At 73.0% G+C, this 24,323-nt stretch carries 25 protein-coding genes and 3 tRNA genes; 4 read left to right on the top strand and 24 right to left on the bottom strand.

All coding sequences use genetic code 11. The features are described 5' to 3' along the window. Window positions 1–35 precede the first annotated feature (35 nt). The 5 genes from HCN51_RS38770 to HCN51_RS38750 form a co-directional block, all read right to left on the bottom strand. Window positions 36–797, bottom strand: a complete 762-nt coding sequence (locus HCN51_RS38770; protein WP_168016969.1) for a type 1 glutamine amidotransferase — start codon at window positions 795–797, stop codon at window positions 36–38. After that, window positions 790–1,647 (bottom strand): tetrahydrofolate dehydrogenase/cyclohydrolase catalytic domain-containing protein, encoded by an 858-nt coding sequence (locus HCN51_RS38765; protein ID WP_168016967.1) that lies wholly within the window; start codon window positions 1,645–1,647, stop codon window positions 790–792. The genes HCN51_RS38770 and HCN51_RS38765 overlap by 8 nt, the downstream gene beginning before the upstream one ends. A gap of 73 nt (window positions 1,648–1,720) precedes the next feature. Further along, window positions 1,721–2,323, bottom strand: a complete 603-nt coding sequence (locus HCN51_RS38760; RefSeq protein ID WP_168016965.1) for a cyclodeaminase/cyclohydrolase family protein — start codon at window positions 2,321–2,323, stop codon at window positions 1,721–1,723. 28 nt (window positions 2,324–2,351) lie between these two features. Further along, window positions 2,352–2,861: a hypothetical protein gene (locus tag HCN51_RS38755; protein ID WP_168016963.1), complete on the bottom strand. Its 510-nt coding sequence runs from the start codon at window positions 2,859–2,861 to the stop codon at window positions 2,352–2,354. A gap of 79 nt (window positions 2,862–2,940) precedes the next feature. Beyond that, window positions 2,941–4,392, bottom strand: coding sequence for a M1 family metallopeptidase (locus HCN51_RS38750; RefSeq protein WP_168016961.1), 1,452 nt, complete (start codon window positions 4,390–4,392; stop codon window positions 2,941–2,943). Between the two features lie 163 nt (window positions 4,393–4,555). On the opposite strand from HCN51_RS38750, the gene HCN51_RS38745 reads away from it, so the two are divergent. Next, window positions 4,556–5,467 (top strand): NHL repeat-containing protein, encoded by a 912-nt coding sequence (locus HCN51_RS38745; RefSeq protein WP_168016959.1) that lies wholly within the window; start codon window positions 4,556–4,558, stop codon window positions 5,465–5,467. Window positions 5,468–5,478: 11 nt separating this feature from the next. Here the strand turns inward: HCN51_RS38745 and HCN51_RS38740 are convergent, their stop codons facing one another. From HCN51_RS38740 to HCN51_RS38725, 4 genes are all read right to left on the bottom strand, one after another. Then, window positions 5,479–6,234 carry a chitosanase gene (locus HCN51_RS38740; RefSeq protein ID WP_346433945.1) on the bottom strand — a complete coding sequence of 252 codons (756 nt, stop codon included), beginning with the start codon at window positions 6,232–6,234 and terminating at the stop codon, window positions 5,479–5,481. 72 nt (window positions 6,235–6,306) lie between these two features. After that, complete coding sequence (locus HCN51_RS38735) at window positions 6,307–6,924, bottom strand: FMN reductase (RefSeq protein ID WP_168016957.1); 618 nt, start codon at window positions 6,922–6,924, stop codon at window positions 6,307–6,309. 33 nt (window positions 6,925–6,957) lie between these two features. Beyond that, window positions 6,958–8,067, bottom strand: coding sequence for a CE1758 family FMN-dependent luciferase-like monooxygenase (locus HCN51_RS38730; protein WP_168016955.1), 1,110 nt, complete (start codon window positions 8,065–8,067; stop codon window positions 6,958–6,960). Between the two features lie 207 nt (window positions 8,068–8,274). After that, the gene (locus tag HCN51_RS38725; protein WP_168016953.1) at window positions 8,275–8,811 is read right to left on the bottom strand and encodes a CGNR zinc finger domain-containing protein; all 537 of its coding nucleotides are present in this window, start codon (window positions 8,809–8,811) and stop codon (window positions 8,275–8,277) included. A 93-nt stretch (window positions 8,812–8,904) separates the two neighbouring features. On the opposite strand from HCN51_RS38725, the gene HCN51_RS38720 reads away from it, so the two are divergent. After that, entirely contained in the window at window positions 8,905–10,179 is a 1,275-nt protein-coding gene (locus tag HCN51_RS38720; RefSeq protein WP_168016951.1) for an MFS transporter, read from the top strand. Here HCN51_RS38720 and HCN51_RS38715 read toward each other — a convergent pair. Both HCN51_RS38715 and HCN51_RS38710 read right to left on the bottom strand, forming a co-directional pair. Further along, a complete protein-coding gene (locus tag HCN51_RS38715) occupies window positions 10,166–10,816 on the bottom strand; it encodes an NAD-dependent epimerase/dehydratase family protein (protein ID WP_168016949.1) in 651 nt (216 codons plus the stop codon). The genes HCN51_RS38720 and HCN51_RS38715 overlap by 14 nt on opposite strands. 78 nt (window positions 10,817–10,894) lie before the next feature. Then, complete coding sequence (locus tag HCN51_RS38710) at window positions 10,895–11,626, bottom strand: IclR family transcriptional regulator (protein ID WP_080036869.1); 732 nt, start codon at window positions 11,624–11,626, stop codon at window positions 10,895–10,897. Window positions 11,627–11,697: 71 nt separating this feature from the next. On the opposite strand from HCN51_RS38710, the gene HCN51_RS38705 reads away from it, so the two are divergent. Further along, the gene (locus tag HCN51_RS38705; protein ID WP_080036870.1) at window positions 11,698–12,063 is read left to right on the top strand and encodes a metal-sulfur cluster assembly factor; all 366 of its coding nucleotides are present in this window, start codon (window positions 11,698–11,700) and stop codon (window positions 12,061–12,063) included. Then, a complete protein-coding gene (locus HCN51_RS38700) occupies window positions 12,060–13,046 on the top strand; it encodes an amidohydrolase family protein (RefSeq protein WP_168016947.1) in 987 nt (328 codons plus the stop codon). Before HCN51_RS38705 ends, HCN51_RS38700 begins: the two co-directional genes overlap by 4 nt. Here HCN51_RS38700 and rodA read toward each other — a convergent pair. The 13 genes from rodA to HCN51_RS38635 all read right to left on the bottom strand — a co-directional run. Then, a complete protein-coding gene (gene rodA / locus HCN51_RS38695) occupies window positions 13,005–14,141 on the bottom strand; it encodes a rod shape-determining protein RodA (protein WP_168016945.1) in 1,137 nt (378 codons plus the stop codon). The two genes, HCN51_RS38700 and rodA, sit on opposite strands and share 42 nt — an antisense overlap. A 52-nt stretch (window positions 14,142–14,193) precedes the next feature. Further along, window positions 14,194–16,047, bottom strand: a complete 1,854-nt coding sequence (gene mrdA, locus HCN51_RS38690) for a penicillin-binding protein 2 (RefSeq protein WP_168016943.1) — start codon at window positions 16,045–16,047, stop codon at window positions 14,194–14,196. Beyond that, window positions 16,040–16,519: a hypothetical protein gene (locus HCN51_RS38685; RefSeq protein ID WP_168016941.1), complete on the bottom strand. Its 480-nt coding sequence runs from the start codon at window positions 16,517–16,519 to the stop codon at window positions 16,040–16,042. Before HCN51_RS38685 ends, mrdA begins: the two co-directional genes overlap by 8 nt. 5 nt (window positions 16,520–16,524) lie before the next feature. Then, entirely contained in the window at window positions 16,525–17,262 is a 738-nt protein-coding gene (mreC, locus tag HCN51_RS38680) for a rod shape-determining protein MreC (RefSeq protein ID WP_346433944.1), read from the bottom strand. Beyond that, complete coding sequence (gene mreB, locus HCN51_RS38675; RefSeq protein ID WP_168016937.1) at window positions 17,259–18,479, bottom strand: rod shape-determining protein; 1,221 nt, start codon at window positions 18,477–18,479, stop codon at window positions 17,259–17,261. Before mreB ends, mreC begins: the two co-directional genes overlap by 4 nt. A gap of 116 nt (window positions 18,480–18,595) precedes the next feature. Further along, on the bottom strand, window positions 18,596–20,467 hold the full coding sequence (locus HCN51_RS38670; protein ID WP_168016935.1) for a hypothetical protein: 1,872 nt from the start codon (window positions 20,465–20,467) through the stop codon (window positions 18,596–18,598). Window positions 20,468–20,758: 291 nt separating this feature from the next. Beyond that, on the bottom strand, window positions 20,759–21,190 hold the full coding sequence (locus HCN51_RS38665) for a nuclear transport factor 2 family protein (protein WP_080036878.1): 432 nt from the start codon (window positions 21,188–21,190) through the stop codon (window positions 20,759–20,761). A gap of 15 nt (window positions 21,191–21,205) precedes the next feature. Beyond that, entirely contained in the window at window positions 21,206–21,937 is a 732-nt protein-coding gene (locus HCN51_RS38660) for a hypothetical protein (RefSeq protein ID WP_168016933.1), read from the bottom strand. A 167-nt stretch (window positions 21,938–22,104) separates the two neighbouring features. After that, a tRNA-Val gene (locus tag HCN51_RS38655) sits at window positions 22,105–22,179 on the bottom strand. Window positions 22,180–22,184: 5 nt separating this feature from the next. Further along, a tRNA-Cys gene (locus tag HCN51_RS38650) sits at window positions 22,185–22,255 on the bottom strand. 15 nt (window positions 22,256–22,270) lie between these two features. Further along, a tRNA-Gly gene (locus HCN51_RS38645) sits at window positions 22,271–22,342 on the bottom strand. A gap of 89 nt (window positions 22,343–22,431) precedes the next feature. Next, window positions 22,432–23,175, bottom strand: coding sequence for an SDR family NAD(P)-dependent oxidoreductase (locus HCN51_RS38640; RefSeq protein ID WP_168016931.1), 744 nt, complete (start codon window positions 23,173–23,175; stop codon window positions 22,432–22,434). A 116-nt stretch (window positions 23,176–23,291) separates the two neighbouring features. Beyond that, on the bottom strand, window positions 23,292–24,323 hold a 1,032-nt coding region (locus HCN51_RS38635), incomplete at its 5' end, for a ferritin-like domain-containing protein (RefSeq protein WP_168016929.1).

Raw genomic sequence — 24,323 nt, 5'->3', positions numbered from 1 at the left:
CCGTACGGAACGCCTGGGCGGATGCGACCGGCCGGTCAGGCGGCGCCACTCACGCCGGCGCTCGCTCCGGCGGCCGTCCCGGCGGCGGTTCCGGCGGCGGTTCCGGCGGCGGTTCCGGTGATGGCGAGTGCGGCGAACCGGCCGATCACCGTGCGCCAGACCGGCGTGGAGACCGGCTCGTCGGCCACCGCCCGCGCGTACACCTCGTCGGGGTCGAACCCCTCCACCCGCCACTCGCGGATGCGCGCCGGCAGCACCTCCGGATGGAACTGCACGCCCCACGCCCGCTCACCCACCCGGAACGCCTGGTACGGGCAGGCGCCGGTCTCGGCCAGGTGGGCGGCTCCGCCGGGCAGGCGGGTGACGGCGTCCTTGTGGTGCTCGATCGCGGGCACCACCGGCGGCAGGCCGTGGAAGAGCGGGTCGGTGGCGGCCTCGGGCCTGATCGTGACGGGCAGGCTGCCGTTCTCGGGCGTGCCCGCGTCGGCGCGGACCTCGCCGCCGGCGACCTGGGCGAGCATCTGCCCGCCCAGGCAGATGCCGAACACGGGCACCCCCGTGGCCAGCGCCTGCTCCATCAGGCGCCGCGCGTCGCGCAGCCAGGGGGCCCGCTCGTCGTCGCCGGGCAGGTAGCCGCCGCCGAGCATGATCATGGCGTCGTGGCGCAGGCCGCCGGGCAGGGGCGCGCCCGCGTGGGCGGGCACCACGTCGAGCGTCAGGCCGCCCTCCTCCAGCCATCCCGCCATCCGGCTGGGGCCGCCGCTCGTGCTGTTCTGGATGACGAGGACGTCAGCCATCGTGGGCCTCCTCCTGGGCGTCGTGCGGCCGGTTCGCGGCCCTGGCGGTGTGGCTGAGCAGCAGGGCCGTGGTGACGGGGCCGACGCCGCCGGGCACGGGGGTGAGCGCGCCCGCCACGTTCGAGACCGCGGCGAAGTCGACGTCGCCGGTCAGCCCGCCGTCGTCGGCCGGGTTGGTGCCGACGTCGATCACCACTGCGCCCCTCGCGACGTGCGCGGCCCCGATCAGCCCGGCCCGCCCGGCCGCCGCGACCAGCACCTCGGCCTGCGAGGTGACGGCGGCCAGGTCGCGGGTGCGCGAGTGGCAGACGGTGACCGTGGCGTGCCGGTCGAGCAGCAGGTGCGCCAGCGGCTTGCCCACCACGGTCGAGCGGCCGACGACCACGGCCCGCCGCCCGGCGAGCTCCACCTCGTAGTGGTCGAGCAGCGCCAGCACGGCCGCCGCTGTCGCGGGCGGGAAGGCGGGCAGCCCGGCCGCCAGCCGGCCGAGCGAGAGCGGGTTGGCGCCGTCGACGTCCTTGCGCGGGTCGATGGCCGCGGCCAGCTCCTGGGCTGAGGCGCCGGGCGGCAGCGGGGTCTGCAGCATGAGGCCGTGCACCCGCGGGTCGGCCGACAGCCCGGCCAGCGTCTCGCGGATCCGGCCGGGCGCCGCGTCGGGGCCCAGGTCGACCACGTCGCAGGCGATGCCGACGCCGGCCGCCGCCTTGGCGATGGAGCGGACATACCACAGGCTCGCCTCGTCGGCGGTGGCCACGACCACGGCCAGCCGCGGCTGCGCGCCCGCGGCGGCCTCGGCCTGCGTGCGCGCCCTGATCGCGGCGGCCAGATCCTTGCCCGTCAGCGTCTTCACGAGAGCTCCCGGCGGGCTTCGGCGGTCGGCGGCTTCACGAGAGCTCCCCGGCAGGCGTCGGCGGTCGGTGGGTTCAAGAGATCTCCTCGCGTACCTCGGCGGTCACCCAGTCTGCCCTGGCGACGGCCGCGTCCACGCCGGAGATCCGGATGTTCAGCTCTTCGCGTATCCGCTCGTCCTTGATGCCGCGCAGGTTGATCTCGACGTTCACCCGGGCCGTGGTGAGCGCGGCGCGGGCGGCGTCGGCGGCGGCGGCCACGTCGGTGACGACGTTGCGGTTGCCGATCGGCAGCAGCAGCTCGCACAGCTCGACCAGGCGCGCGGCGGTCTCGGCCACCCGGGCGGGCGGCTCGGCCGCGCCCGCGAGCGCGCGGGCGATGGCGGCGCTGCGCTCCTCGCCCTTGGGCAGCCGGTAGGCGTCGGTGACCGCGGTGAACGCCGCCGCGTCCTCCTCGGCCAGCCGCAGCGACCGGGCCCGCAGCGAGTCGGTCTCCGCGATCACGGCGACGACGGTCTCGGCGTGCTCGGTGTACTTCTCGCCGGTGGTGTAGCGGGCCACCATGCCGAGCAGCGCGGCGGCCTGCGCCGCGTGCAGGGCCGCCGTGGCGCCGCCCCCGGGCGCGGGCACCCGGTCGGCGAGCTGGTCGAGGAAGTCGACGATCTTCAAGTCGCGCATGGCCGCATTCTGCCAGGCCACGCGCGGCTCATTCGCGGTACATCGGCCGCGTGGTGTCCTCGGGGCTGTTGTACGGCGGCAGGTACGGCGACTGCGACGGCGACGCCGTGCCCCAGGCGGACTCGTAGGCGACGGGCTGCTCGGCCAGGTCGCGCGCCGAGCCCCGCCAGCGCGACGGGAACAGCGAGACCACCAGCAGCGTCACCCCGGCCACGGCCAGCAGCCCGGAGTAGGCCGTGGTGGTGAAGCCGCTGCGCAGCACGCCCGGCAGCAGGTCCACGGGCAGCAGCCGGACCCGGGTGAACATCTCCGCGAACGGCAGGACCCCGGCGGCGGTGAAGGCCAGGCCGCCGAGCAGCGAGGCCACGGGCGACAGGCGCGAGCCGGCCAGGAAGGCCAGGACGATCGCCGTCGCGGCGAGCACGCCGACCGCGACCCAGGAGATGCGGAACGACTGCTGCGCCTGAAGGGTGAGGTCACCGACGCCGTACCAGAGGCCGGCGGCGACGAGGGGCGGGAGGAGCAGTCCCGCGACCACTCCCAGAGCGTGACGGGCACCGTTTGACATGATTAACCCCGTTTGTTTGGCTCTGTCCCAACCTACTCGCCAGGGTCGGTCAGCGTGGCGTGGTCTTCGAGTCCAGCCACGTGTCGATGTGCTTGGTGAAGTTCCTGCCGGTGTGCTCGTTGATCCACTTCACGAACGCGGCCCTGTCCTGCGTGGTGTTGCGGTGCTCCTGCGGCCACGCCCTCGTCATCGCCCAGAACCTCCTGTCACCGAGCCGCTTCCTGATCTCGTGCAACATGATCGCCGGGCTGTAGTAGACGTTGCTCTGCCCGAACGCGTCACGCCGGTACTTCCCGGGCGGGCCGTTCTCGCGGCGCAGCTCGGCGTCGTAGGCGCGGATGTTGGAGATGAACTCGTCGATCGTGCCGTCCTCGTGGTCGGCGTACCACTGCATCTCGAAGTACATCGCGAAGCCCTCGTTCATCCACATGTCGCGCCAGGTGCGCGGCGTGACCGTGTCGCCGAACCAGTGGTGCGCCAGCTCGTGCGCCACCACCGACGGCTCCATGTAGCGCGGGCCGAGCGCCACCATCTGCTGCGTCTCCATGCCGGAGTCGCTGGTGGCCACCAGCCCCGCGCTCGGGAACGGGTACGGGCCGAGCTTCTTCTCCAGCCAGCGCAGGATCGACGGCATCCGCCGCGCGACCGGCAGCTGTTTGCGCACGTCCTGGGGCCGGATCCAGTACGTGATCGGGATCCCGCGCGGCCCCTTGTCCGTGAACATCCGGAACTTGTCGGCCGCGAACAACGTCAGGTAACTGGCCACGGGGTCGGTCGACTGCCAGCGGAACGTGCTCGACCTCCCCTCGGTGGTCTTGCCCTTGTACGTCCCGTGCGCGACCCCCGACCACCCCTTCGGCACCGTGATCGCCACGTCGTACAGCGCCTCGTCCGACGGATGGTCGTTGACCGGGAACCACGTGAACGCCCCGAACGGCTCCTGCAGCGCCCACGCCCTGCCCCCGCCGCCGATCCGGAAGCCGAGCATGGAGATGTCCTCGCGCCGCTGCTTGGCGTCCACGGGCTTCGGCCGGCCGTGGTAGCGCACGGTCACGACCGTGCCCGCGTCGGCCTCGATCGGTTCCGGCAGCGGGACGGTCAGGTCGTCGTACTTGCGGGTCGCCCGCACGCGCGTGCCGTCGACCGTGACCTCGTCCACCTCGAGCGCGCGCCCGAAGTCCAGCTTGACCCGGCTGATGGGCCGGGCGGCCCGCACCGTGAGCCTGGCCGTGCCGGTCAGCGTGCGGGCGCCCGGCTTCCAGTCCAGCGCCAGGTCGTAGTGGAGCACGTCGATCGACGGGTCGCCGTAGGCGGGGTAGACGGGGTCGGCGACCGGGCGCGAGCGGCCCAGCTCGTACGCGGCCAGGTCGACGGCGGGGCGCTGCCGCTCGACCGGGCTCGGGGTGAGGGACGTGACCGCCGGCTTCGGTGGGGGCGCCGGCGCGCTGCAGGCCGAAACGGCCAGGACGACGGACATCAGGGGTAAAAGGGGCCTCCGCATTCGCGTCAACGTAGTGACGGCCGTGCGGGGATGACAACGCTTTTTCCCGTTCCGTAATCGGGAATGCGGCACTTCCCGAAATGTCAGGACCATTTCTGAAAGGTCGCTGTGAAGGCGCGGGAAGGTCTTTGCCCCGGCCGGTCCCTTGGGCATCGTGGGCCGCATGAGATCCGCGATCCTGAAGACCGCGCTCGGCAGCGCCATGCTCGTCGTCCTGCTCGGCGGGGTGCCGGCGCAGGCCGCGACGAAGCCCGACACGTTCCCGCTGCCCAACGGGTTCCAGCCGGAGGGCATCGCGATCGGGGGCCACTACGCCTACTTCGGCTCACGCGCCACCGGCGACATCTACCGGGCCGACCTGCGCACCGGGCAGGGCGGCGTGATCAGCAAGGGGCCGGGCACGCCGTCGCTCGGGCTCAAGACCGACGGGCGCGGCCGGCTGTTCGTGGCGGGCGGCAACGCCGGAAACGCGCGCGTGATCGACCTGCGCACCGGCGCGGTGCTCAAGTCGTACCAGCTCGCCACCGGCACGTCGTTCGTCAACGACGTCATCCTCGCCGGCCGGGCCGCCTACTACACCGACTCCGCCAACCCCGTCCTCTACAAGCTGGAGCTCGGACGCGGCGGCGCGCTGCCCGCCGAGGCCGTGAAGATCCCGCTCAGCGGCGCCATCCAGTACACGACGGGCAACAACGCCAACGGCATCGCCCCGAGCCCCGACGGCCGCTCGCTGCTGATCGTCCAGTCCAACACGGGCAAGCTGTTCGAGGTGGACCCGTCCTCGGGCGTCACCACCGAGGTGGACCTCGGCGGCGAGTCGCTGGTCAACGGCGACGGCCTGCTCCTGGCCGGCCGCACCCTGTATGTCGTGCAGAACCGCCTCAACACCGTCGCCGCGATCGGCCTGACCCGCGACGGCGCCTCGGGCAGGCTCATCAGGCGGCTGACCGACGACCGCTTCGACGTGCCCACCACCGTGGCCGCCCACGGCCGCCGCCTCTACCTGCCCAACGCCCGCTTCACCACCACCCCGACGCCCGACACGACGTACGACGTGGTGAGCGTCAAGCCCTGACGCGGGCGCCCCTACTTCTTGATCGTGTACGAGTCCCCGTACACCTTCCAGGTCAGCGGCGGGTTCAGGTCGAGGTTGCCGTTCTTGAGGAACACCCGCTGCATCGTGTCGACGCGGGTGGTGTCCTCGTGCGCGTCCTCGGCCTTCATCGCCGTCTTGCGGGCGTCGAGGAACGCGTTCAGGTACGTCACCTCGTTCCCGCCCTGGGCCGGCGGCCTGGCCTTGCCCAGGGCGGCCTTCCTGATGCCGCCGAAGCTCAGCTTGTCGCTGCCGGGGCCGTGCATGACCATGGCGTCGTAGTAGACGAACTGGCCCAGCGCCCGCAGCCCGTCCTTCTGCGCCTGCTTGACAGCCGGGTTGAAGTAGACGCGGTCGCGCTCGTCGTTCTGGGCCTGCTGGAAGACCGGGTCCTTGGCGGCCGTCTTCCAGTCCTTCGGGAAGTTCGGCTCCAGGCCCTTGTGGGAGTCGGTACCGTTCACCTTGCGCAGGGCCGGCAGGTACTTCGCGAGGACGTTGTCCGGCTTGCGCTTGGTGTAGAGCTCGACCAGCTCCAGCATGTCGCCGGTGCCCGAGCAGAAGCCGATGATGCCCGCCGTGTAGCCGCGCTCGTCCTTGATGTCCTCGATGTAGCCGTACTGGGCCTTCCAGTCGAGCGAGGAGTTCTCCGCGCTGGACACCAGCCGCATGGCGATGTCCTTCTTGTGCGGGTCGGTGAGAGCCGGCGAGGAGACGGTGAGGGAGAGGGCCAGGAGGGTGGCGGTCAGCACAATACGTCTCCGATTCGTTAGGAAAGGTTCCTAACGGACCATACTCCTGAAGTCCGGCCTCCGGCACGAAAACTACTCGGTCCGGCGAAGCGCCGCGAGCTGCTGCTCGAACGGCACGACCTCCTCGACGGGCTCCTTCATCGGCTCCTGCGCGCTCGGCGCCCGTTGCGACAGCAGGTCCGCCAGCTCCTGCGCGGCGCGGCCGATGCGCTCCCCGAGCCCGTCGGTGAACGCGTCCCGGCCGCCGCCCCAGTCCTCCGCCGCCGCGTACACGGCCGTCGGGACGACCACCGCGCGCAGGTACGCGAACAGCGGCCGCAACGCGTGCTCCAGGGCCAGCGAGTGCCGGGCGGTGCCGCCGGTGGCCGCGATCAGCACCGGCTTGCCCGCAAGCGCGGTGTTGTCGAGCACGTCGAAGAACGACTTGAACAGGCCGCTGTACGAGCCGCTGAAGATGGGCGTGACCGCGATCAGCCCATCGGCCGCCGTCACGGCCTCGGCCACCTCGCGCAGGCGGGTGTTCGGGAAGCCGGTGACGAAGGCGTTCGCGATGTCCACGGCCAGGTCGCGCAGCTCCACCACGCGGACCTCCACCTCCGCCCGCTGCGCCACCGCCTCGGCCAGGCGGTCGGCGAGCAGGCGGGTGGAGGAGGGCTGCGTCAGCCCCGCCGTAACGACGACGAGCTTCATGGTTCTCCTTCGAGGACGTGCTTTTCGGGTGGGTCAGGCGCCGACGGGCGCTTCGGGAGCGTCCTCGACGGCGTTCTTGGCGGCGAGCAGGGACGCGTGGGTCGGCGCGTCGGGCACGCCCGCCGGGCGGTCCTTGGCGAACTCCTTGCGCAGCACCGGCACGACCTCCTCCCCGAGCAGGTCGAGCTGCTCCAGCACGGTCTTCAGCGGCAGGCCCGCGTGATCCATGAGGAAGAGCTGGCGCTGGTAGTCGCCGAAGAACTCCCTGAACTCCAGCGTCCGGTCGATCACCTGCTGCGGGCTGCCCACGGTCAGCGGCGTCTCCGCCATGAACTCCTCCAGCGACGGCCCGTGACCGTACACGGGGGCGACGTCGAAGTACGGGCGGAACTCGCGCACCGCGTCCTGCGAGTTCTTGCGCATGAACACCTGCCCGCCCAGCCCCACGACGGCCTGCTCCGGGGTGCCGTGGCCGTAGTGCGCGTACCGCTGCCGGTAGAGGCTGATCAGCCGCATGAAGTGCTCCTTCGGCCAGAAGATGTTGTTGGCGAAGAAGCCGTCGCCGTAGTAGGCGGCCTGCTCGGCGATCTCGGGGCTGCGGATCGAGCCGTGCCAGACGAACGGCGGCACCCCGTCCAGCGGGCGCGGCGTGCTGGTGAAGCCCTGCAGCGGCGTACGGAAGCGGCCCTCCCAGTCGACGACGTCCTCGCGCCACAGCTTGTGCAGCAGCGCGTAGTTCTCGATCGCCAGCGGGATGCCCTGGCGGATGTCCTGCCCGAACCACGGGTACACCGGGCCGGTGTTGCCGCGGCCCAGCATGAGGTCCACCCGGCCGTCCGCCAGGTGCTGCAGCATGGCGAAGTCCTCGGCGATCTTCACCGGGTCGTTCGTCGTGATCAACGTCGTGGCGGTCGACAGCTGCAGCCGCTCGGTCCTGGCCGCGATGTAGCCGAGCATCGTCGTGGGGGAGGACGGCACGAACGGCGGGTTGTGGTGCTCGCCCGTCGCGAAGACGTCGAGCCCGACCTCCTCCGCCTTGAGCGCGATCGCCACCATCGCCTTGATCCGCTCGTGCTCGGTCGGGGTCCGGCCGGTGGTGGGGTCCGTGGTGACGTCGCCCACACTGAAGATTCCGAACTGCACTTTAGTCACCAACCCTGACTGTTGAATCTTTGACGGCTACGGTAGCGTCCGCACCCCCTCAGATATTCCACCACGCGGCAGACGTGCCGCGGGCGCGGGAAGGTGGCGGGGAGGGCTGCGGCGATCGGGCGTGCCGTCGCGCGGGAAAGGCTGTGGCGGTCGGGGCGGGCGGGGAAGGCTCCGGCCGTCAGTCGGGCGGTCAGGTGGTCAGGCGTGCCGGCGGGCGCGGAAGGCCGCGGCCTTGGCGCGGTTGCCGCAGCCGCGCATGTCGCACCAGCGGCGCGTGCGCCGGTGGGAGGCGTCGATGTAGAGCCGCGTGCAGGGATCCGCCTCGCACTCCCTGATCAGCCCGGCCTCGGGTCCGCCGAGCAGCTCGACCGCCGCCCTGGCCGTGCTGGACAGCGCCGCACGCAGGTCACCGCTTCGCACCACCCCCTGCTCGCCGAGCAGCACACTCGCCGGCGCGGGCCGGGCGGCGTCATTGAGCGTGTCCCGATCGGCCCCCTCGGCGACTCCTCCGGTACGGGCGGCGCTCGCCAGCCGGTAGATCGCCTCCCGCAACGCCCGCGCCCCGGCCAGATCGCCCTCACTCGCCTCGGGTGGCACGTCGAGCAGCCCGGCCGCCACCGTCCAGCGGGCCAGGTCGGCGGGCGTGGCCAGCATGTCGATCCGCGCACCACGCCGGTGCCCGACGGTGCCGGCCAGGTCGAGCCCGAGATTGCCGCTGATGAAGGTGAAGTCCATGACCCCGATAGTAACCGCGTTGACAAGTTACTTTCGAGCCTGCCAGGGTGAGTAACCGCCATCTCCGGTTACTTCCTCCGAAAGGTGGACCCCATGACCATCACGCAGCAGCACGGGCGAAACCTGTCGCCTGACCAGCGGCGCTCGTACGGGCCCCGGCACCGCTGGGTCGTGCTGTCCGTCGGGGTCGGCGCGCAGGCCGCCTTCTCCGCCATGTTCTCCGGCATCCCCGTCACCGGCGTGGCGATGCGGTCCGGATACCACCTGTCCACGGAGGCGCTCGGCCTCGTGCTGGCCTGTATCGGCCTCGGGGTGGCGGCCTCCGACATCGTGTGGGGCCTGCTCACCGACGCCTTCGGCGACCGGCGCGTCCTGCTCACGGGCCTGACCTCGACGGGCGCGCTGCTCGCCGTCATGGCCGCCGCCGTGACCCCGCAGGACGGCGCGGGCGTGGCCCTGCTGGGCCTCTGCCTCGCCATCGCCGGCGCCCTCGGCGGCAGCGTCAACGGCGCCTCCGGCCGCGCGGTCATGACGTGGTTCGGCGAGGGGGAGCGCGGCTTCGCGATGAGCATCCGCCAGACCGCCATCCCGGTGGGCGGAGCGGTCGGGGTGGCGGTGCTGCCCTGGCTCGCCGGCTCGTACGGCTTCCGCGCCGCCTACGCCGTACCGGCCGCCTTCTGCCTCATCGCCGCCGCGGCCACCTGGCGCTGGCTCCACGAGCCCACCCCACCGGCCACGCCCGCCGCCTCCGGCACCGCGCCCGCCACCCCCGGCACCCGCTCCCCGCTACGCCGCTGGGACGTGTGGCGGCTGGCGCTGGCGGGCGCCCTGCTGACCGTCCCCCAGTTCGCCGTCCTCTCCTTCACCGCGATCTTCCTGCACGACGTCAAGGGCGAGGGAGCCGTCCTGGCCAGCCTCACGGTCGTCATCGCCCAGCTCGGCGGCGGCGCGGCCCGCATCTGGACCGGCCGCCGCACCGACCGCACAGGCAACCGCCGCACCCACATCAGGGCCATCGGCGCCCTGGCCGGCCTCGCCATGGCGGGCGCGGCGGTGCTCACCGGCGCGCCCACCCCGCTCACCGTCGCCGCCCTGGCCGTCGGCGGCGTGCTGGCCAACGCGTGGCACGGCGTCGCCTACACGGAGATCGCCGCCATGGCGGGCGCCGACCGCGCCGGGACCGCCCTCGGTCTCCTGGGCACCACGTTGTTCGCGACGGGTTTCGTGACCCCGCTGCTCATCCCGGCACTGGTCGCCCACGCCTCCTGGGCGACCGTCTGGGCTCTGGCGGCCGCGGCCTCGTTCCTCGCCGTCCCCCTCGCCCCGGGCGCAGCGAGGGCCCGCCGCCCGACGTTCAGAGCGCGTTGATGTCGGCGGGCCCGAGTATCCGCTTCGCCGCACCCCGCTCGGCCACCGCGATCATCGCCCGCCCGATCTGCTCGGTCGTCGTCATCCCACCCCCGACCACCCGCCGCAACACGGGGAACAACGGCCGCGTGATGACGTAGGCCGCCCGGTAGAGCCGCGTACGCGACCGCACGCCGTGCATCGGCTGCACGAACCCGGGCCGGAACATGTAAGCCTCCAGCGGCAGCGCGAGCAGCGCGTTCTCGGTCTCCCCCTTCACCCGCGCCCACATGGCCCGCCCGTGGGGATCGGTGCCGGCGCCGGACACGTACACGAACGTCGACCCGGGGCTGAGCCGCGCCAGCGTCTCACCCACGGACAGCGTGAAGTCGTAGGTGATCCGCCGGTACTCCTTCTCCTTCATCCCGGCCGACGAGACACCGAGACAGAAGAAGCACGCGTCGTACCCGCCGAGCTCCCCTTCGACAGGCGCCAGGTCGAGCAGATCACCGTGCAGCACCTCCCGCAGTTTCCCGTGCGAGACCCCGGTGGCCGCCCGCCCCACGGCCAGCACGGCACTGACCCGCTCGTCCAGCAGGCACTCCCTGAGCACCCCCCGCCCGATCATGCCGGTCGCCCCGAACAGGATCACCCTCATACCGCGCCCCCTTTCCAGGTGCAGCAGAACCCAGGACCCGGTATGTCCCAGTATTCACGGTGCGCGGCGGGCAGGGTGTCATCCCAGGTCTCGGACGGCCTGGGCGAGGCGGATGCGGGCGATGGCCGGGATGGACAGCCCGCGGGTGGAGATGCCGATGGCCCAGTCCGTGCCGGGGACGACGGCGCCGGCGCACGCCACCTGCTCCCTGAACTGCCCGTGCTCCTCCACCACCTGCCCCGGCCGTAATCGGGCCAGTTCCTCCTCGACGTCCTCGACGCTGGCGGGGGTGGAGGAGGTGAAGCGGCGCAGGCCGTACCCGGTCAGGACGCCGCGCCGGGTGCGGGGCGGGAGGGAGAGGAGCAGCGCCTTGCCGAGCGCGGTGGCGTGCGGCGCCGTCTCCAGGCCCGCCTGGAGGTCCTCCAGGTACGGCGAGCGCGGCCCCTCGGCCACGTCCACCACGACCAGGCGCCCTTCGGAGAGCTGGGCCAGGTAGGCGGTGTGGCCGCTGGCGGCGGCGAGGTGGCGCAGGACGGCGGCGGCGTGGGGCGGCCGCTGGAACGCCTCCAGCATCTCGTGGAAGCGCTCGGCCACCTGCGAGCCGAGCGTGTAGTCGCCGTCGGGCCGCCGGTGCAGGTAGCCCTCGTAGGACAGGGTGCGGACCAGGTGGTAGGAGGTGGACAGGTTCAGGCCGCAGCGGCGGGCGATGACCTTGACCGACAGGGGCCGGTCGGAGCGGGAGACCTCCTCCAGTACGCGGAGGGCGCGGGAGACGCTGCGGATCAGATCGCTGGGTGGTTCGCCGGTCATCCACCAAGCATCTGCGCCATCTGAAAACAGGACGCCTACCCCAGAAGGCACACCCGTCCGACGATGAGGTCATGCCGGAGATACCGCAGTGGGCCAGTGAGGCGCTGTCCGGGGTCTACGACCCGTGCTGCAGGGAGAAGGGCATCTCCGTCGTGGAGATGGGTCTGGTCAGGTCGGTCGAGGTGAGCGGCGGCCGGGCCCGCGTCGAGTTGTTGCTGACCTCGGGCTGGTGCCCGTTCGCCGCCAGGGTGCTGACCGAGGTGAGGGAGCGCATCGAGGAGCAGCCCGGCGTCGAGCGGGCGGAGGTCGAGGTGGTGTGGGACGAGGTGTGGACGACGGAGCGGCTCTCGCCGAGGGCGGCCCGGATGCTGCGCTTCCTGCCCCCGCCCGCGCAGGTGCCCGACAAGGCGGCCTACATCGGGAGGGAACTACGGTGATCGACGACTTCTTCGTGTTCGACAGCGTGGCCCACGTGCTCAACTTCGAGCCCAAGAACGCGTTCGGCCCGGCGGGCCAGATGTTCTCCAACCACCTGTACGCCTTCCACACGACGCTGACCCCGGAGGGGGAGACGACGCTGCCGCAGGAGGAGTTCCTGCGGCAGTGGACGATCGAGGACATCCGCCGCATGGTGTTCGAGGAGTCGGACACGGACATGCTGGTGGCGATGCCGCTGCCGCTGACCGACCTCTACCATGACGGCCTGTCGCCGTGGCAGGAGTGCGCGGAGCTGGCGGCCCGCGACCCGGACCGGACGGTGTTCTGGGGGTCGGTGAACCCGCTGGAGGGCCGCAGGGCGCTGGACCTGATGGAGCGGCAGGTGGGGGAGTACAACGCGCGGGCGTTCAAGCTGTACAACGTGCGCTACGACTACGGCTCGCCGTACCCGTGGCGCATGGACGACCCGAGGGTGGCCTTCCCGGTCTTCGAGAAGGCGCAGGACCTGGGCGTGAACCTGATCGGCGTGCACAAGGGCGTGCCGCTGGGCCCGCAGCCGATCGAGCACACGCAGACGTGGGACATGGACGGCGCCGCCGCGAACTTCCCCGACATCAACTTCGTCATCTTCCACGTCGGCCTGCCGTTCCTGGACGAGACGTGCTGGCAGCTCGTGCGTTACCCGAACCTGTACGCGGACCTGGCGGCGACGATCAACTTCATCGTGCGGGCGCCGAGGATGTTCGCCGAGATCATCGGCAAGCTGCTCTTCTGGTGCGGCGAAGACAAGATCATCTATGGTTCGGAGGCGCCGATCTTCCATCCGCAGTGGGCGCTGAGGGCGTTCAGGGACTTCACGATCCCGCAGGACCTGTGCGCCGGCTACGGCTACCCGCAGCTCACCGACCAGGCCAAGCGCAAGATCCTGGGGGAGAACCTGCTACGGCTGCACGGGCTTGCTCCGGTGCACGGCCTGAAGTAGCCCGACCGCCACCAGCCCCGCGACCGTGGCGGAGCCGCCGTACGAGACGAACGGCAGCGGCACCCCCACGACCGGCATGAGCCCCATGGTCATGCCCGCGTTCATGAACGTCTGGAACCCCAGCCACGACACGAGCCCGCCCGCCAGCACGACCCCGTACGGCGAGGCGGCGTGGCGCGCGATCGACAGCCCGCGCCACAACAGCCCGAACACGGCCAGCAGGATGAGCGCGGCCCCGGCGAACCCGAGCTCCTCGCCCGCGACCGTGAAGATGAAGTCGGTGTGCTGCTCCGGCACGAAGTGCCCGGCGGTCTGCTCGCCGTTGAACAGGCCCTTGCCCGACAGCCCGCCGGAGCCGATCGCGATGCGGGCCTGGGCGGCGTTGTACCCCACGCCGCCCGGGTCGGCGCCCGGCCGTACCAGCACGAGTAGCCGTTCGAGCTGGTACGGCCGGACCAGCCCGAGCCGCCACGCCGCCGCGCCGGCCGCCGCCGCGCCCGCGACCAGCACGAGCAGCCACCGCTTGGGCGCCCCCGACACCAGCAGCGCCCCCGACACCATGGCCGCGAACACCATCATCGTGCCCAGGTCCGGCTGCAACGCGATGAGCCCGATGGGCGCCGCGGCCAGCGCCAGCGCCAGCAGCACCGCGCCGAGCCCGGGCCGCCGCCGCCCGTCGCGCAGCTCCGCGAGCGGCACCGCGAACGCCGGCGCCAGCGCCAGCTTGGCCAGCTCGGACGGCTGGAACTGCACCCCAGGTGCCGGCACGATCCACGAGTGCGCCCCGTTGACCCGCACGCCGAGCGGGCTGAGCACCGCGGCCAGCGCCGCCAGCGCCAGCACGTACGCCAGGGGCACGTACGCCCGCAGCACCCGCAGGTCGACCCGGGAGACCAGCCACATGAGCACGAGCCCGCCCCCGACGGCCACGGCCTGCCGCACGAGCAGCGCGTGCCCGCCCGCCATCCGCGTGGCCGACCACACCAGCAGCAGCCCGGTGCCGGACAGGGCCAGCGCGAGCAGCGTCAGCAGCCGGTCGGGCGGCCCCAGCGCCGGCGCCCACACCAGCCGCCTCTTCCCCGCGACCGCGATCACCGCCGCCCTCCGGCCCCGAGCTGGTGCAGAAGACTGACCCGCCGCCCTGTGGTCATCGCCGCTCCCTGAGCCCGAGGATGCCCTCCCAGATGGCGCGCGCCGCGGGTGCCGCGCCCTCGGCGCCCCTGCCGCCCTCCGACAGCACGACGACCACGGTGTAGCCGGGGTCGGGCGCGAACGAGGCGAACCAGGAGGTGTCCCGCCGCCCGAACGACTCCGCCGTCCCCGTCTTCCCGGCCACCGCGATCCTGCCGAACGGGAACCCCTTGAAGGCGCCCGCGGCCGTCCCCGTCCTGGGCACCTGGCCGAGGGCCTGCCGCAGGAAGCGGAGCGTCGTGTCCGAGGCCGGCAGCCGCCCGGTCACCGGCGGGGTGATCGTGCGCACGGTCGTCCCGCCCGGCCGCACCACCTTGAGGCCGACGCGCGGGCTGTGGAGGGTGCCGCCGTTGGCGACGGCCGCGTACGCCCGCGCCAACTGCAGCGGCGTGACGAGCACGCCGCCCTGCCCGATGGCGAAGTTCGCCGCGTCGCCGCCCCGCCACACGCCGCCGCCCCGGCAGTTCTCGCGCGCCAGTTCCGTCAGGTACGCCGCCCGCGCCCGGTCGCCCATCTCCGGATAACCCTGGCGGGACCGGCGGCAGGTCTCGGCCCGGGTGGCCCGCCACTGGGCCCGCTTCGAGGCCGCGTCCGGCACCGCGCCCGCGGCCTCGCCCGGCAGGTCCACGCCGGTGGGCCGGCCGAAGCCGAAGCCGCGGGCGGTGCGCTGCAGGGCGTCGGAGCCGCGCTGCCAGAGCCGGTCGGCCAGCCGGTAGAAGATCGTGTCGCATGATTGCACCAGCGCCCCGTGCATGGTCATCGGTCCGAGGTCGGCCCCGGCGAAGTTGCGGAACACCCGGTCGCCGACGGTGTAGCCGGGCGGGCAGTCGTAGGTGGCGCCCAGCCCGTACCCGGCCGCCGCCGCTGCCGCCGCCGAGGTGACCTTCCACGTCGAGCCGGGCGCCCACTCGCCCTGCACGGCCTGCGACAGCAGCGGCAGCGCCCGGTACTCGCGGGCCGTCACGCCGTCCGTCCACACCGACGGGTCGTACGCGGGCCGCCCGGCCAGCGCCACCACCCGGCCGGTCGCGGACTCCAGCACCACGGCCGCGCCAGAGGAGCCGCCGCCGCTCGCCAGCGCCCGGCCGAGCGCCTGCTCGGCGATCGCCTGGACACGGGCGTCGATGCTGGTCACGAGCGTGTCGCCGGGGACGGGCGGCTCCTCGCGGATCGTCCTGGTGACCCGGCCGGTGTTGTCCACGGCCACGTCCGTGCGCCCGGCCCGGCCGGCCAGGTCCCCGTCGTAGGCGGCTTCGAGGCCGTCACGGCCCTTCCCACCCTGCACGTAGCCGAGGGTGTGCGCCGCCGCCCGGCCGTAGGGGTAGACGCGGATCGGGCGCGGCTCCGTACGGACGCCGGGAAAGTCCTGCTGCCGCTCGCTGATCTGCAGCGCGACCGGCACGCTCACGTCCCGCGCCACGGGGATCGGCTCGTACGGCGAGCCCTGCCAGCACGGCTGCGGCACCGACGGCCCGCACAGCCGCACCTTCTCCGCGAGCTGCCGGTACGGCCGGCCCAGCGCCTCGCCCAGCCGCGTCAGCACGGCCCGGCCGCCGTCCGGCTGGTGAGCCAGGGCCATGGCGTCCACCGTCACCACGGGCCGGGTGGTGTTGGTGACGAGGGGGCGGCCGGTCACGTCGAGGATCTGCCCCCGGGTGGGCGGCAGCGTCACGCTCCTGACCCGTACGTCGGCCGCCGCCCGCACGTACGCCGCGCCGTTGACGACCTGGAGGAACCACAGCCGTCCGAGCAGCGTGGCCAGCATCGCCGTGGCGACCAGTCGCAGCACGAGCAGCCTGCCCCTAGACACGGCGCGGCACCACCCCGGCGGCGGGGCGCCGCCGCGCGTGCAGGGCGCCCAGGACGGCGCCCAGCGGCACCGTCCACGCCAGGGTGAGCGGCAGCCCGGCCGTCGCCGACGCCCAGACCTCGTCACCGAGCCCGGCGGCGGCGACGCATGGCAGCACCGTCCCCAGCCCCGCCCCCAGGACGCCCGCCACCAGCGGCCGGCGCGTGGCCCTTGAAGGCCGCCCCAGCCATCCCGCCAGCAGTCCCGTCAGCGACAGCGCCAGGGCGGTGCGCCCCACGGTGCCGTCGGCGGGCGGGGTCACGTCGGCGGCCAGCCCCGCGACCAGCCCCGCCACGCACCCCCAGACGGGCCCGCGCGCCAGCGCCGGCCACAGCACGGCCAGCGCCACCAGGTCGGGCCCGCCCCAGACCGAGCGGTCGACCAGCAGCACCTGCGCGAGCGGCGCCACGAGCGCCACCAGCACGAACCCCACCGCGCTCACCGCTCGGGCCGCGGCACGACCACCGTGACGAGGCCGAGCGCGGACAACCGGGCGGCGGGCCGCACCAGCGCCGTCCTGGTGGCCGCGCCCGGCGCGCTCTCCAGCGCGGTGACCGTCCCGATCGGCACTCCGGCCACGTACGGCCGACCGCCCGCCGACCCCAGCGTCACCACCTGGGCGCCCACCTCGACCGGCGCGTTCGGGTCGAACAGGCTCAGCCGCAGCCCCGCCCCCGGCACCCCCGTCACCACGCCCAGCTCGCCCGAGCCCGCCACGCGCGCCCCGATGGACGAGCCCGCGTCGGTGATCAGCGACACCGAGGCGGTCTCCGGCCCGGCCCAGGTGACCTTGCCGACCAGGCCGTCGGCGTCCAGCACGGTCATGTCGCGGCCGAGCCCGGCGGAGGTGCCGGCGTCGATGGCGACGCTGCGGCCCCGCCCGAACCCGACCACGTGCGCCGCCACCCCTTGGTACCCGCCCGGCACGGGGAGCCGCCCCGCCGACCGGGTGCCGGACGACAGCAGCCGGGCCCGCAGCGCCGCGTTCTCCCGCTCCAGCTCCCGCAGCCGCCCGTCGCCGCCGAACACCCGGGCCGCCGCCCCGAACGCGCTCTCGGCCGCGCCGTACACGCGGGAGCCCGCCGCCCGTACCGGCGTCAAGGGGGTGACCGCGCGGTCGACCACGACGAGGAGGGCGGCGGCGGCCAGCACGAGCAGGACGAGCGCCCGCCTCACCGGCGCGACCATTCGGGCAGCAGCACGTCGCGCATCGCCTGGAAACGCTCCACGCAGCGGCCCGCGCCCAGCGCCACCGAGTACAGCGGCTTGTCCACGAGCCGGATGGGCATGCCGGTGGCCTCGCCCATCCGCTCCGGCAGCCCCCGTAACAGGGCGCCGCCCCCGGTCAGCACGATGCCGTTGTCGAGCAGGTCGCCGGCCAGCTCGGCCGGGCACTGGTCGAGCGTCGTCTGCACGGCGTCGACGATGGCCTGCACCTGGTCCTCGATGGCCTCGCTGATCTGCTCGGCGGTGATCGTGGCGGTCTTCGGCAGGCCGCTGACGAGGTCGCGCCCGCGCACCGGGGCGGACGCCCGCGGGTCGAGGGGGCGCGGCGCGGCGGCCTGGGGCGCGCTCTCCGGCTTCGGCCTGGACCGGAACGGGTTCCAGCCGCGCGGCGCGGGCGGCGGCTCCGGCGGCTCCTCGTCCACCGGGCCGGCGGCCCCGTCCTCGGCGGGCATCGTGAGGCCGGCGCGGTGCCGCCCCACAGGGTCGGCGCCCGTCTCGGGGGCCGACCGGACGATGCCGAGGTCGATCTTCAGACGCTCGGCGGTACGCTCGCCGAGCAGCAGCGCGTGCTCCTTCTTGATGTGGGTGACGATGGCCTCGTCGAGCTCGTCGCCGCCCACCCGCACCGACTTGGCGACCACGACGCCGCTCATCGAGACGATGGCGACCTCCGTCGTGCCGCCGCCGATGTCCACGACCATGTTCCCGGTGGCCTCGCCGACCTTCAGCCCCGCGCCGATCGCCGCCGCCATCGGCTCCTCGATGATGTGCACCCGCCGCGCGCCCGCCTCGTACGCCGCCTCCTTGACCGCCCGCTGCTCGATCGAGGTGGTGCCGCTCGGGACGGCCACCACGATGCGCGGCCTGGCCAGGAACCGGCTCGGGTGCGCCTTCTGGATGAACAGGCGCAGCATGCGCTCGGCCGCGTCGAGGTCGGCGATCACGCCGTCCTTGAGCGGCCGGATCGTGGCGATGTGCGGGGGAGTGCGGCCCACCATCCGCTTGGCCGCCTTGCCGACGGCCACGACGGTGTTCTTGTGCAGGTTGATCGCGATGACGGAGGGCTCGTTCAGCACGATGCCCTTCCTGCGGACGTAGACGAGGGTGTTGGCCGTACCGAGATCGACGGCTATGTCATGACCGAGAAGAGCCCATGCGAATGCCATGTGCCGCACAGCCTTTCCGACCGGGACGGGCAGGGGGACTCTGCCCCCACAAGCGCTGCCCTGAAGGCGGCTGGCCCCAAACGCGATATGTCTGTAGCCGTGACCGTTCGTCCAGGTCAGCCGGGGTCGTACGAGCAGCGCAGCCCCGTCCGTACGGTCGCCCGCAGCTCCTCCCCGATGACGGGATCGGCTATCGCGACGCGATCCACGGCCCGCCTGATCGCCTTGCCGACCGCCGTGCGGGCCCGCTCCTCGCTGCCGGCGAACGTCCGAGGCCGCCCGCCCAGCCCCGCCGCCGACGCCAGCTCGGCCACCAGCCAGTCGCGCTCGGCCCGCCGCTCCCGCGCCTCCTCGCGCCGCTGCCCCGCCTCCAGCTCCGCGATCTCGGCGTCGAGCTGCGCCAGCCGGTTCCGGTACGCCCGGCCGGCCGGCCCGTCCAGCATCCGCTGCGCCGACACGCGGGCCGGAGCGGCAGGATCGGGCGAGCCGGCGGCCAGGTCGGCGGCCGGGATCTCCTTGCCCGGGTTGGCCAGCAGCGCCGCCAGGTGCAGCATGCCCACGCAATGGTCCACGAGCGCCGTGCGCGCCCCCAGCTCCACCCGCCACTGCGGGCCCTCGGGGCGGCACGTCACCCGCCCGGCCACCCCGCTGGGCACGTGCATGCCCAGCGCCTCGGCCTCCTGGGCGGCCAGCGCGAGCTGCCCGCGCGCCCCCTCGTCCCTCGGCCCGTCGCGCAGGGCCAGCGCCTGGCCCAGCCGCGAGCGGGACAGCGCGACCGCCGGCCAGTGGCCCAGCGCCAGGTTCTCGTGCACCGCCCGGCGCAGGTGCGCGACCGCCGCGTCCGGCTCACCCATCACGATCGCGGCCACGCCCAGGCTGTGCCGGACGGAGCCGAGGCACACGATGCCGGGGCTGGTCATGACCGGCAGGCCCGCGTACGGGGCCAGCAGCGCCGCCGCCCTCGCCGCGAGCTCCGCGTCGCCCAGCAGGTCGGCCGCCTCCACGATCGCGTACATCGACAGCAGCCACGTGCTCGTGCGCGGCCGGTCGGCCAGGACGCCGCCGCGCAGCCTGGCCAGCATGCCCTCGGCCAGCCGCCGGTCCCCGGCCGTCGCCGCGGCCACCGCCAGGCCCGCGTACGGGGAGTCGTCCACGGCCGCCAGCATCGGCGAGTTCACCAGGTCGCTCAGCAGCGGGACCAGCTCGCCGATCCGGCCCTGGTACCAGCGGATGGCGGCCAGCTGGCGGACGTACCAGCCGGGCGCGTCGTGATCGCCGGCCGCCACGCCGCGCTCGTAACAGGCGGCGGCCCGCTCCTCGGCCTGCTCGAACCGGCCGGCGCGGGTGCTCAGCATCACCTCGATCGCGCCGACCACGAACTCGATGGCCTGCTGCCCCTCGCCCTCCAGCGCGGTCCGCAGCTCGCCCAGGGCCCGCTCGGCGTGCGGGTCCGCCTCCAGGAGCAGGTCCACCGTCCGCCACAGCAGGCCGATCAGCAGGTCAGAGCGGCGTCCGGTACGGGAGGCCACCCCGATCAGCTCCCTGGCCAGCTTCATCCGCCGCGCCCCGTCGCCGGGGCCGAGCATGCAGTGGTGCGCCAGGCTGAGCGCCTCCGCCAGCGCCACCGGATCGTCGGCGGCCCTGGCCTCCGCCGCCAGCGCCATGATCGCCTCGTGGCCGCCGGTGCGGTAGTCGTCCTCCGCCGCCAGCCTGATCCGCAGCCGCAACGCCAGCGGCGAGCCCGCGTCCAGCCGTGACAGCGCCTCCCGCTGCCGCACCCGCACCGTCGCCGCCGCGGCGGCCGTGCGGTGCTCGTGCACCCACATCCCGCCCAGGCCGAGCGCCGCCCTGGCCAGGGCGGCCGTCTCACCCCGCTGCGCCGCCTCCGCGTAGGCGTAGTCGAACCTCTCGCGTGCCCGACGCATGTCCCCCTTGACGAGCAACGCGTGCTCTCCGTCGAGGAGAGTCCACTCCAGTGTCTCGATCACTGGCCATAACCCCCGTGGCAAGCCGGAATGCCGTGGCGCACCCATGGGGTGGCGGGCCTCCCACCGCTCCGCTCCCCTGGCCGATGGATTCTCGGGTGAACAACCTTGGAGACGGCTCCCCACCGTCGTCCGGTTCAATTCCACCTCAAACCGGAAAGATTCGGAACCGAATTACGGGAGGGGAATGTCCGGGATCCACCACAGAGCCTTGGGCGCGGCGGACAGCCGCGGACACGGCGGACAGCTCTGAGCGCGACACTCGGCCCTTTATGCGGCTTGACCGCCTCGGGCTCAGGACACTGTGCGCCAGGTCTGCTCCTCCACCAGCTCCACGCTGCGCCACCCGTCCGGCGTGCGGCGCAGCCGGTGGTGGTAGTAACCGCCGCCGTGCAGGAACCCCTCGGTCCCCGCCGCCACCATCTCCCGCGTCGGGGCCAGCGTGTCCGTGAAGGGCGCGCTCACCCGGGCCTCGCCGTCCTGGAAGTCGATCCGGGCCGCCCCGATCAGGTGCAGCCGGGCCGGCCAGTGCACCAGCACCTCGGCCAGCCACGCCTTGACCTCGTCCCGGGTACCCGTGATGCCTCCGGAGGAGCTGTAGTCGATCACCGCGTCCTCGCTGAACACCTCGTCGAGCAGGTCCCACTGCCCCGAGTCGATCGCGTGGGTGTAACGCGCCAGCAGGCCCGTGATCTCTGAACGGTCGGCGAGCTCCTGATGGTCCATGAGCTGATCGTCGCGCTAAGAAGGCCGGATGACCAGGCCGGGCAGCCGCCCGTCCGGCACCCGTACCGTGAAGGGGGCACACGGGACGCAGAAGTAGTCGCGGCCGAACGTCAGCTCCACGCCGCCGGCCACCAGCACCTTCTTCGGCACGGCGACCGCCACCCCGGCCACCGCGAACGGCCCGGCCACCAGCCCGACCACGAGCCCCACCGGCGTCCCCAGCCCTCTCACCGCCCCGAGCCCCGCCTCTGACCCGAGTCCTGTCGCCGTCCCCAGCCCCGTCGCCGTCCCCAGCCCGGCCACCATGCCAACCGCGGTGTCGGCCACCGTGCCGGCCAGCACCGACATGCCCCACACCGTCAGCCACACCGACCAGCGGCGCTCCCGCACGTTCACCTTCGCCAGCCCGACATACACCAGCGCGGCGAGCAACCCGAGATAGGCCACCCCGGTCAGCCCATCCACGACCGGCACCTCGACCCCTCGGACCGCCCCGATCACCTGCCCCGCACCGGCGACGACGAGGAGGACCAGCGCACCCCCGGCCGCCCTCGCCGCGACGATCGCCCGTTCCCTCCTCCCCGGCACGTGCCCCCGCACCTGCTCCTTCCACTCCCGATACCGCTCAGCCAGCCTCTCCCATGCCTGCTCACCCTCCAGCTCCACCACCTGGGCGAACCTCGACACCCCCGCCTGCGAGTACACGATGAACAGCACCGCCCCGAACGCCGGCGCCCCGAACACCACGAACGCCGCCGCTCATCGGCCCGCCACGACCCGCTCCCGCACCGCGGTGACCGGGAAGTGGCCCCCGAGTGAGCGCCGCACCGGGCGCCGCCGACAGCCTGGGATGTGATCGGCGCGTGCGTAGAAAAACACAAGGCCCCGGCTGAGCAGCCAGGGCCTTGAAGGTGTGGTGGACGATACTGGGATTGAACCAGTGACCTCTTCCGTGTCAGGGAAGCGCTCTCCCGCTGAGCTAATCGTCCTCGCGAGGTGGCGACGGGATTTGAACCCGTGTGGACGGCTTTGCAGGCCGCTGCCTCGCCTCTCGGCCACGCCACCGAGCCGGAAGCTCCGAGCGGAAGACGGGATTCGAACCCGCGACCCTCACCTTGGCAAGGTGATGCTCTACCACTGAGCCACTTCCGCATCCGCCTCGTGGGCTGTGACCCCGAGGCGACGAAGAGAACTCTAGCGAATCTCGGCCGAGTCCCCAAACTGGAATCCGGCCGCCCAGGTCACGTGTGGCCGCCGTTGACGGTGAGGCGGCGGCCGGTGACGAAGGCGGCGCCGTCGGAGGCGAGGTACGACACGGCCGCCGCCACGTCCTCCGGGGTGCCCATCCGGCCCAGCGGCACCTCCTCCAGGTATGCGCTCTCGTCCACCCCTTCGTGCCGTTCCACGGGGATCCAGCCGGGTGCGACCACGTTGACGGTGATGCTGTAGCGGCCCAGCTCCTTGGCCCAAACTTCGGTGAGGGCGTGCTGGGCGGCCTTGGCGGCGGTGTAGGCGGAGGTGTCGGGCAGTTTGCGGTCCACGATGTCGGAGCCGATCTGGATGACGCGGCCGCCGCCGCGTTCCTTCATGCCGGGCAGGACGGCCTGGACGAGCAGGGTGGGGCTCTTGACGAAGAACGTGAGCTGGTCGAGGTGGGCCTGCCAGGTGAGGTTCTCGACGGGGAGGTTCGGCTGGGGGCCGGTCGCGTTCGCCACCAGAACGCCTATCGGGCCGAGGCGTTCGGTGACGGCGGCGACCAGGTGCTCGACGGCGGTCTCGTCCGTGATGTCGGCGGGGAACGCCTCCGCGACCCCGCCCGCCGCGCGGACGGAAGCCGTCACCTGCTCGGCTCCGGCCCGGTCGGAGCGGTAGTTGACGGCCACGGCCAGGCCGTCGGCGGCCAGCCTGCGGGCGATGGCGGCCCCGAGGCCGCGCGATGCGCCGGTGACGAGCGCGACTGTGGTGGTGGCTGCGGTGGTGGTCATGGGGCCCGACTCTAGCCGGGCGCCGATCAGCGCCCCAGCGCAGGTCCGCAGCCGTCTGCGTTCGCACGCCTCAGGCCCGCAGCCGCCAGCGGGGGGATGCCGTAAGGCCGCGGCCGTCAGCGGCTGAGCTGCAGGCCCGCCGGATGCGGTCCCTCCGTCTCCAGGCGGTACTCGCGGCCCGAGATCGCCCGGTTGTCGTCGATGACGCGTTCCGAGGCCGGCTTCTCGCCGCCCATCACGGCCTCCTGCATGCGGGTGAAGCGCTCGTGCGCCTCCTTGACGTACCCGGTGCCGAGGGTGGTGCAGTCGATCTGGGTGGCGAGCAGGTCGCGGATGTAGCCCTTGTTCGGCTCGAACGTGACGGGCGGCGGCAGCGCGGGGGCGAGCACCTGGTCGGGGTCGCGCCCGTCGAACCTGGTGAACAGCTCGGCCGCCAGGCGCAGGTGCTCCAGCTCCATGTTGAGGTGCAGCTCCCAGATGTTCTTCACCTTGGGGTCGGACTCGGTTTCCATGAACGAGTAGTAGAGGTAGCACTCGTTGTACTCGTGGTTGAGCAGCTGCTCCCACAGGCTCTCGCCGGGGTCGACGAGCGATTCGTAGTGGGTGACGTGCTCCTCCTCGACCATGCCGATCTCCTGGTAGAGCTGGCGGGCGATCGGCTCCATGTAGGTGGGGCCGACGTTCATGTAGAAGTTCATGGTCTGCTGCTCGGCCGACATGATCGTCAGGGCGTGCAGGCGGGACAGCGGCTCGGTGACGCTGCGGTCGTACGGCTGGCGGACGTTGTCGAGCGGGTCGCGGTGATGCAGGTACGTGGGGCGGCCGGGCATGATCTCGGTGAGGTTGTCGACGATCTTCTCGGCCTTGCGGTGCTCGATCATCTCGTACAGGTTGGCGTAGCGGTAGAGGTGGTCGAAGTCCTCCAGGACGCCGAACTGGTAGGCCTGCTTGAGGTACGGGTCCGGCTCCATGCGCGCGACCCAGGCGGTGAGGTCCACGGCCACCTGCTCGTACGCGATCGTCGTCTCCAGCACCGACGACGAGCCGGGCAGCAGCCAGTTGACCACCTTCTGCTGCTGGGCCTCGACGGCGCGCACGCGGGCGAGCCGCTGCTTGATGTCGAGGTCGGGGCAGTGGCGGGCGAGCTG

The organism is Nonomuraea composti, from assembly GCF_012034275.1.
GTDB classification, from domain to species: Bacteria; Actinomycetota; Actinomycetes; order Streptosporangiales; family Streptosporangiaceae; genus Nonomuraea; species Nonomuraea composti.
The sequence above is the reverse complement of the archived record's forward strand: the minus strand, read 5'-3'. Positions and strand labels throughout refer to the sequence as shown.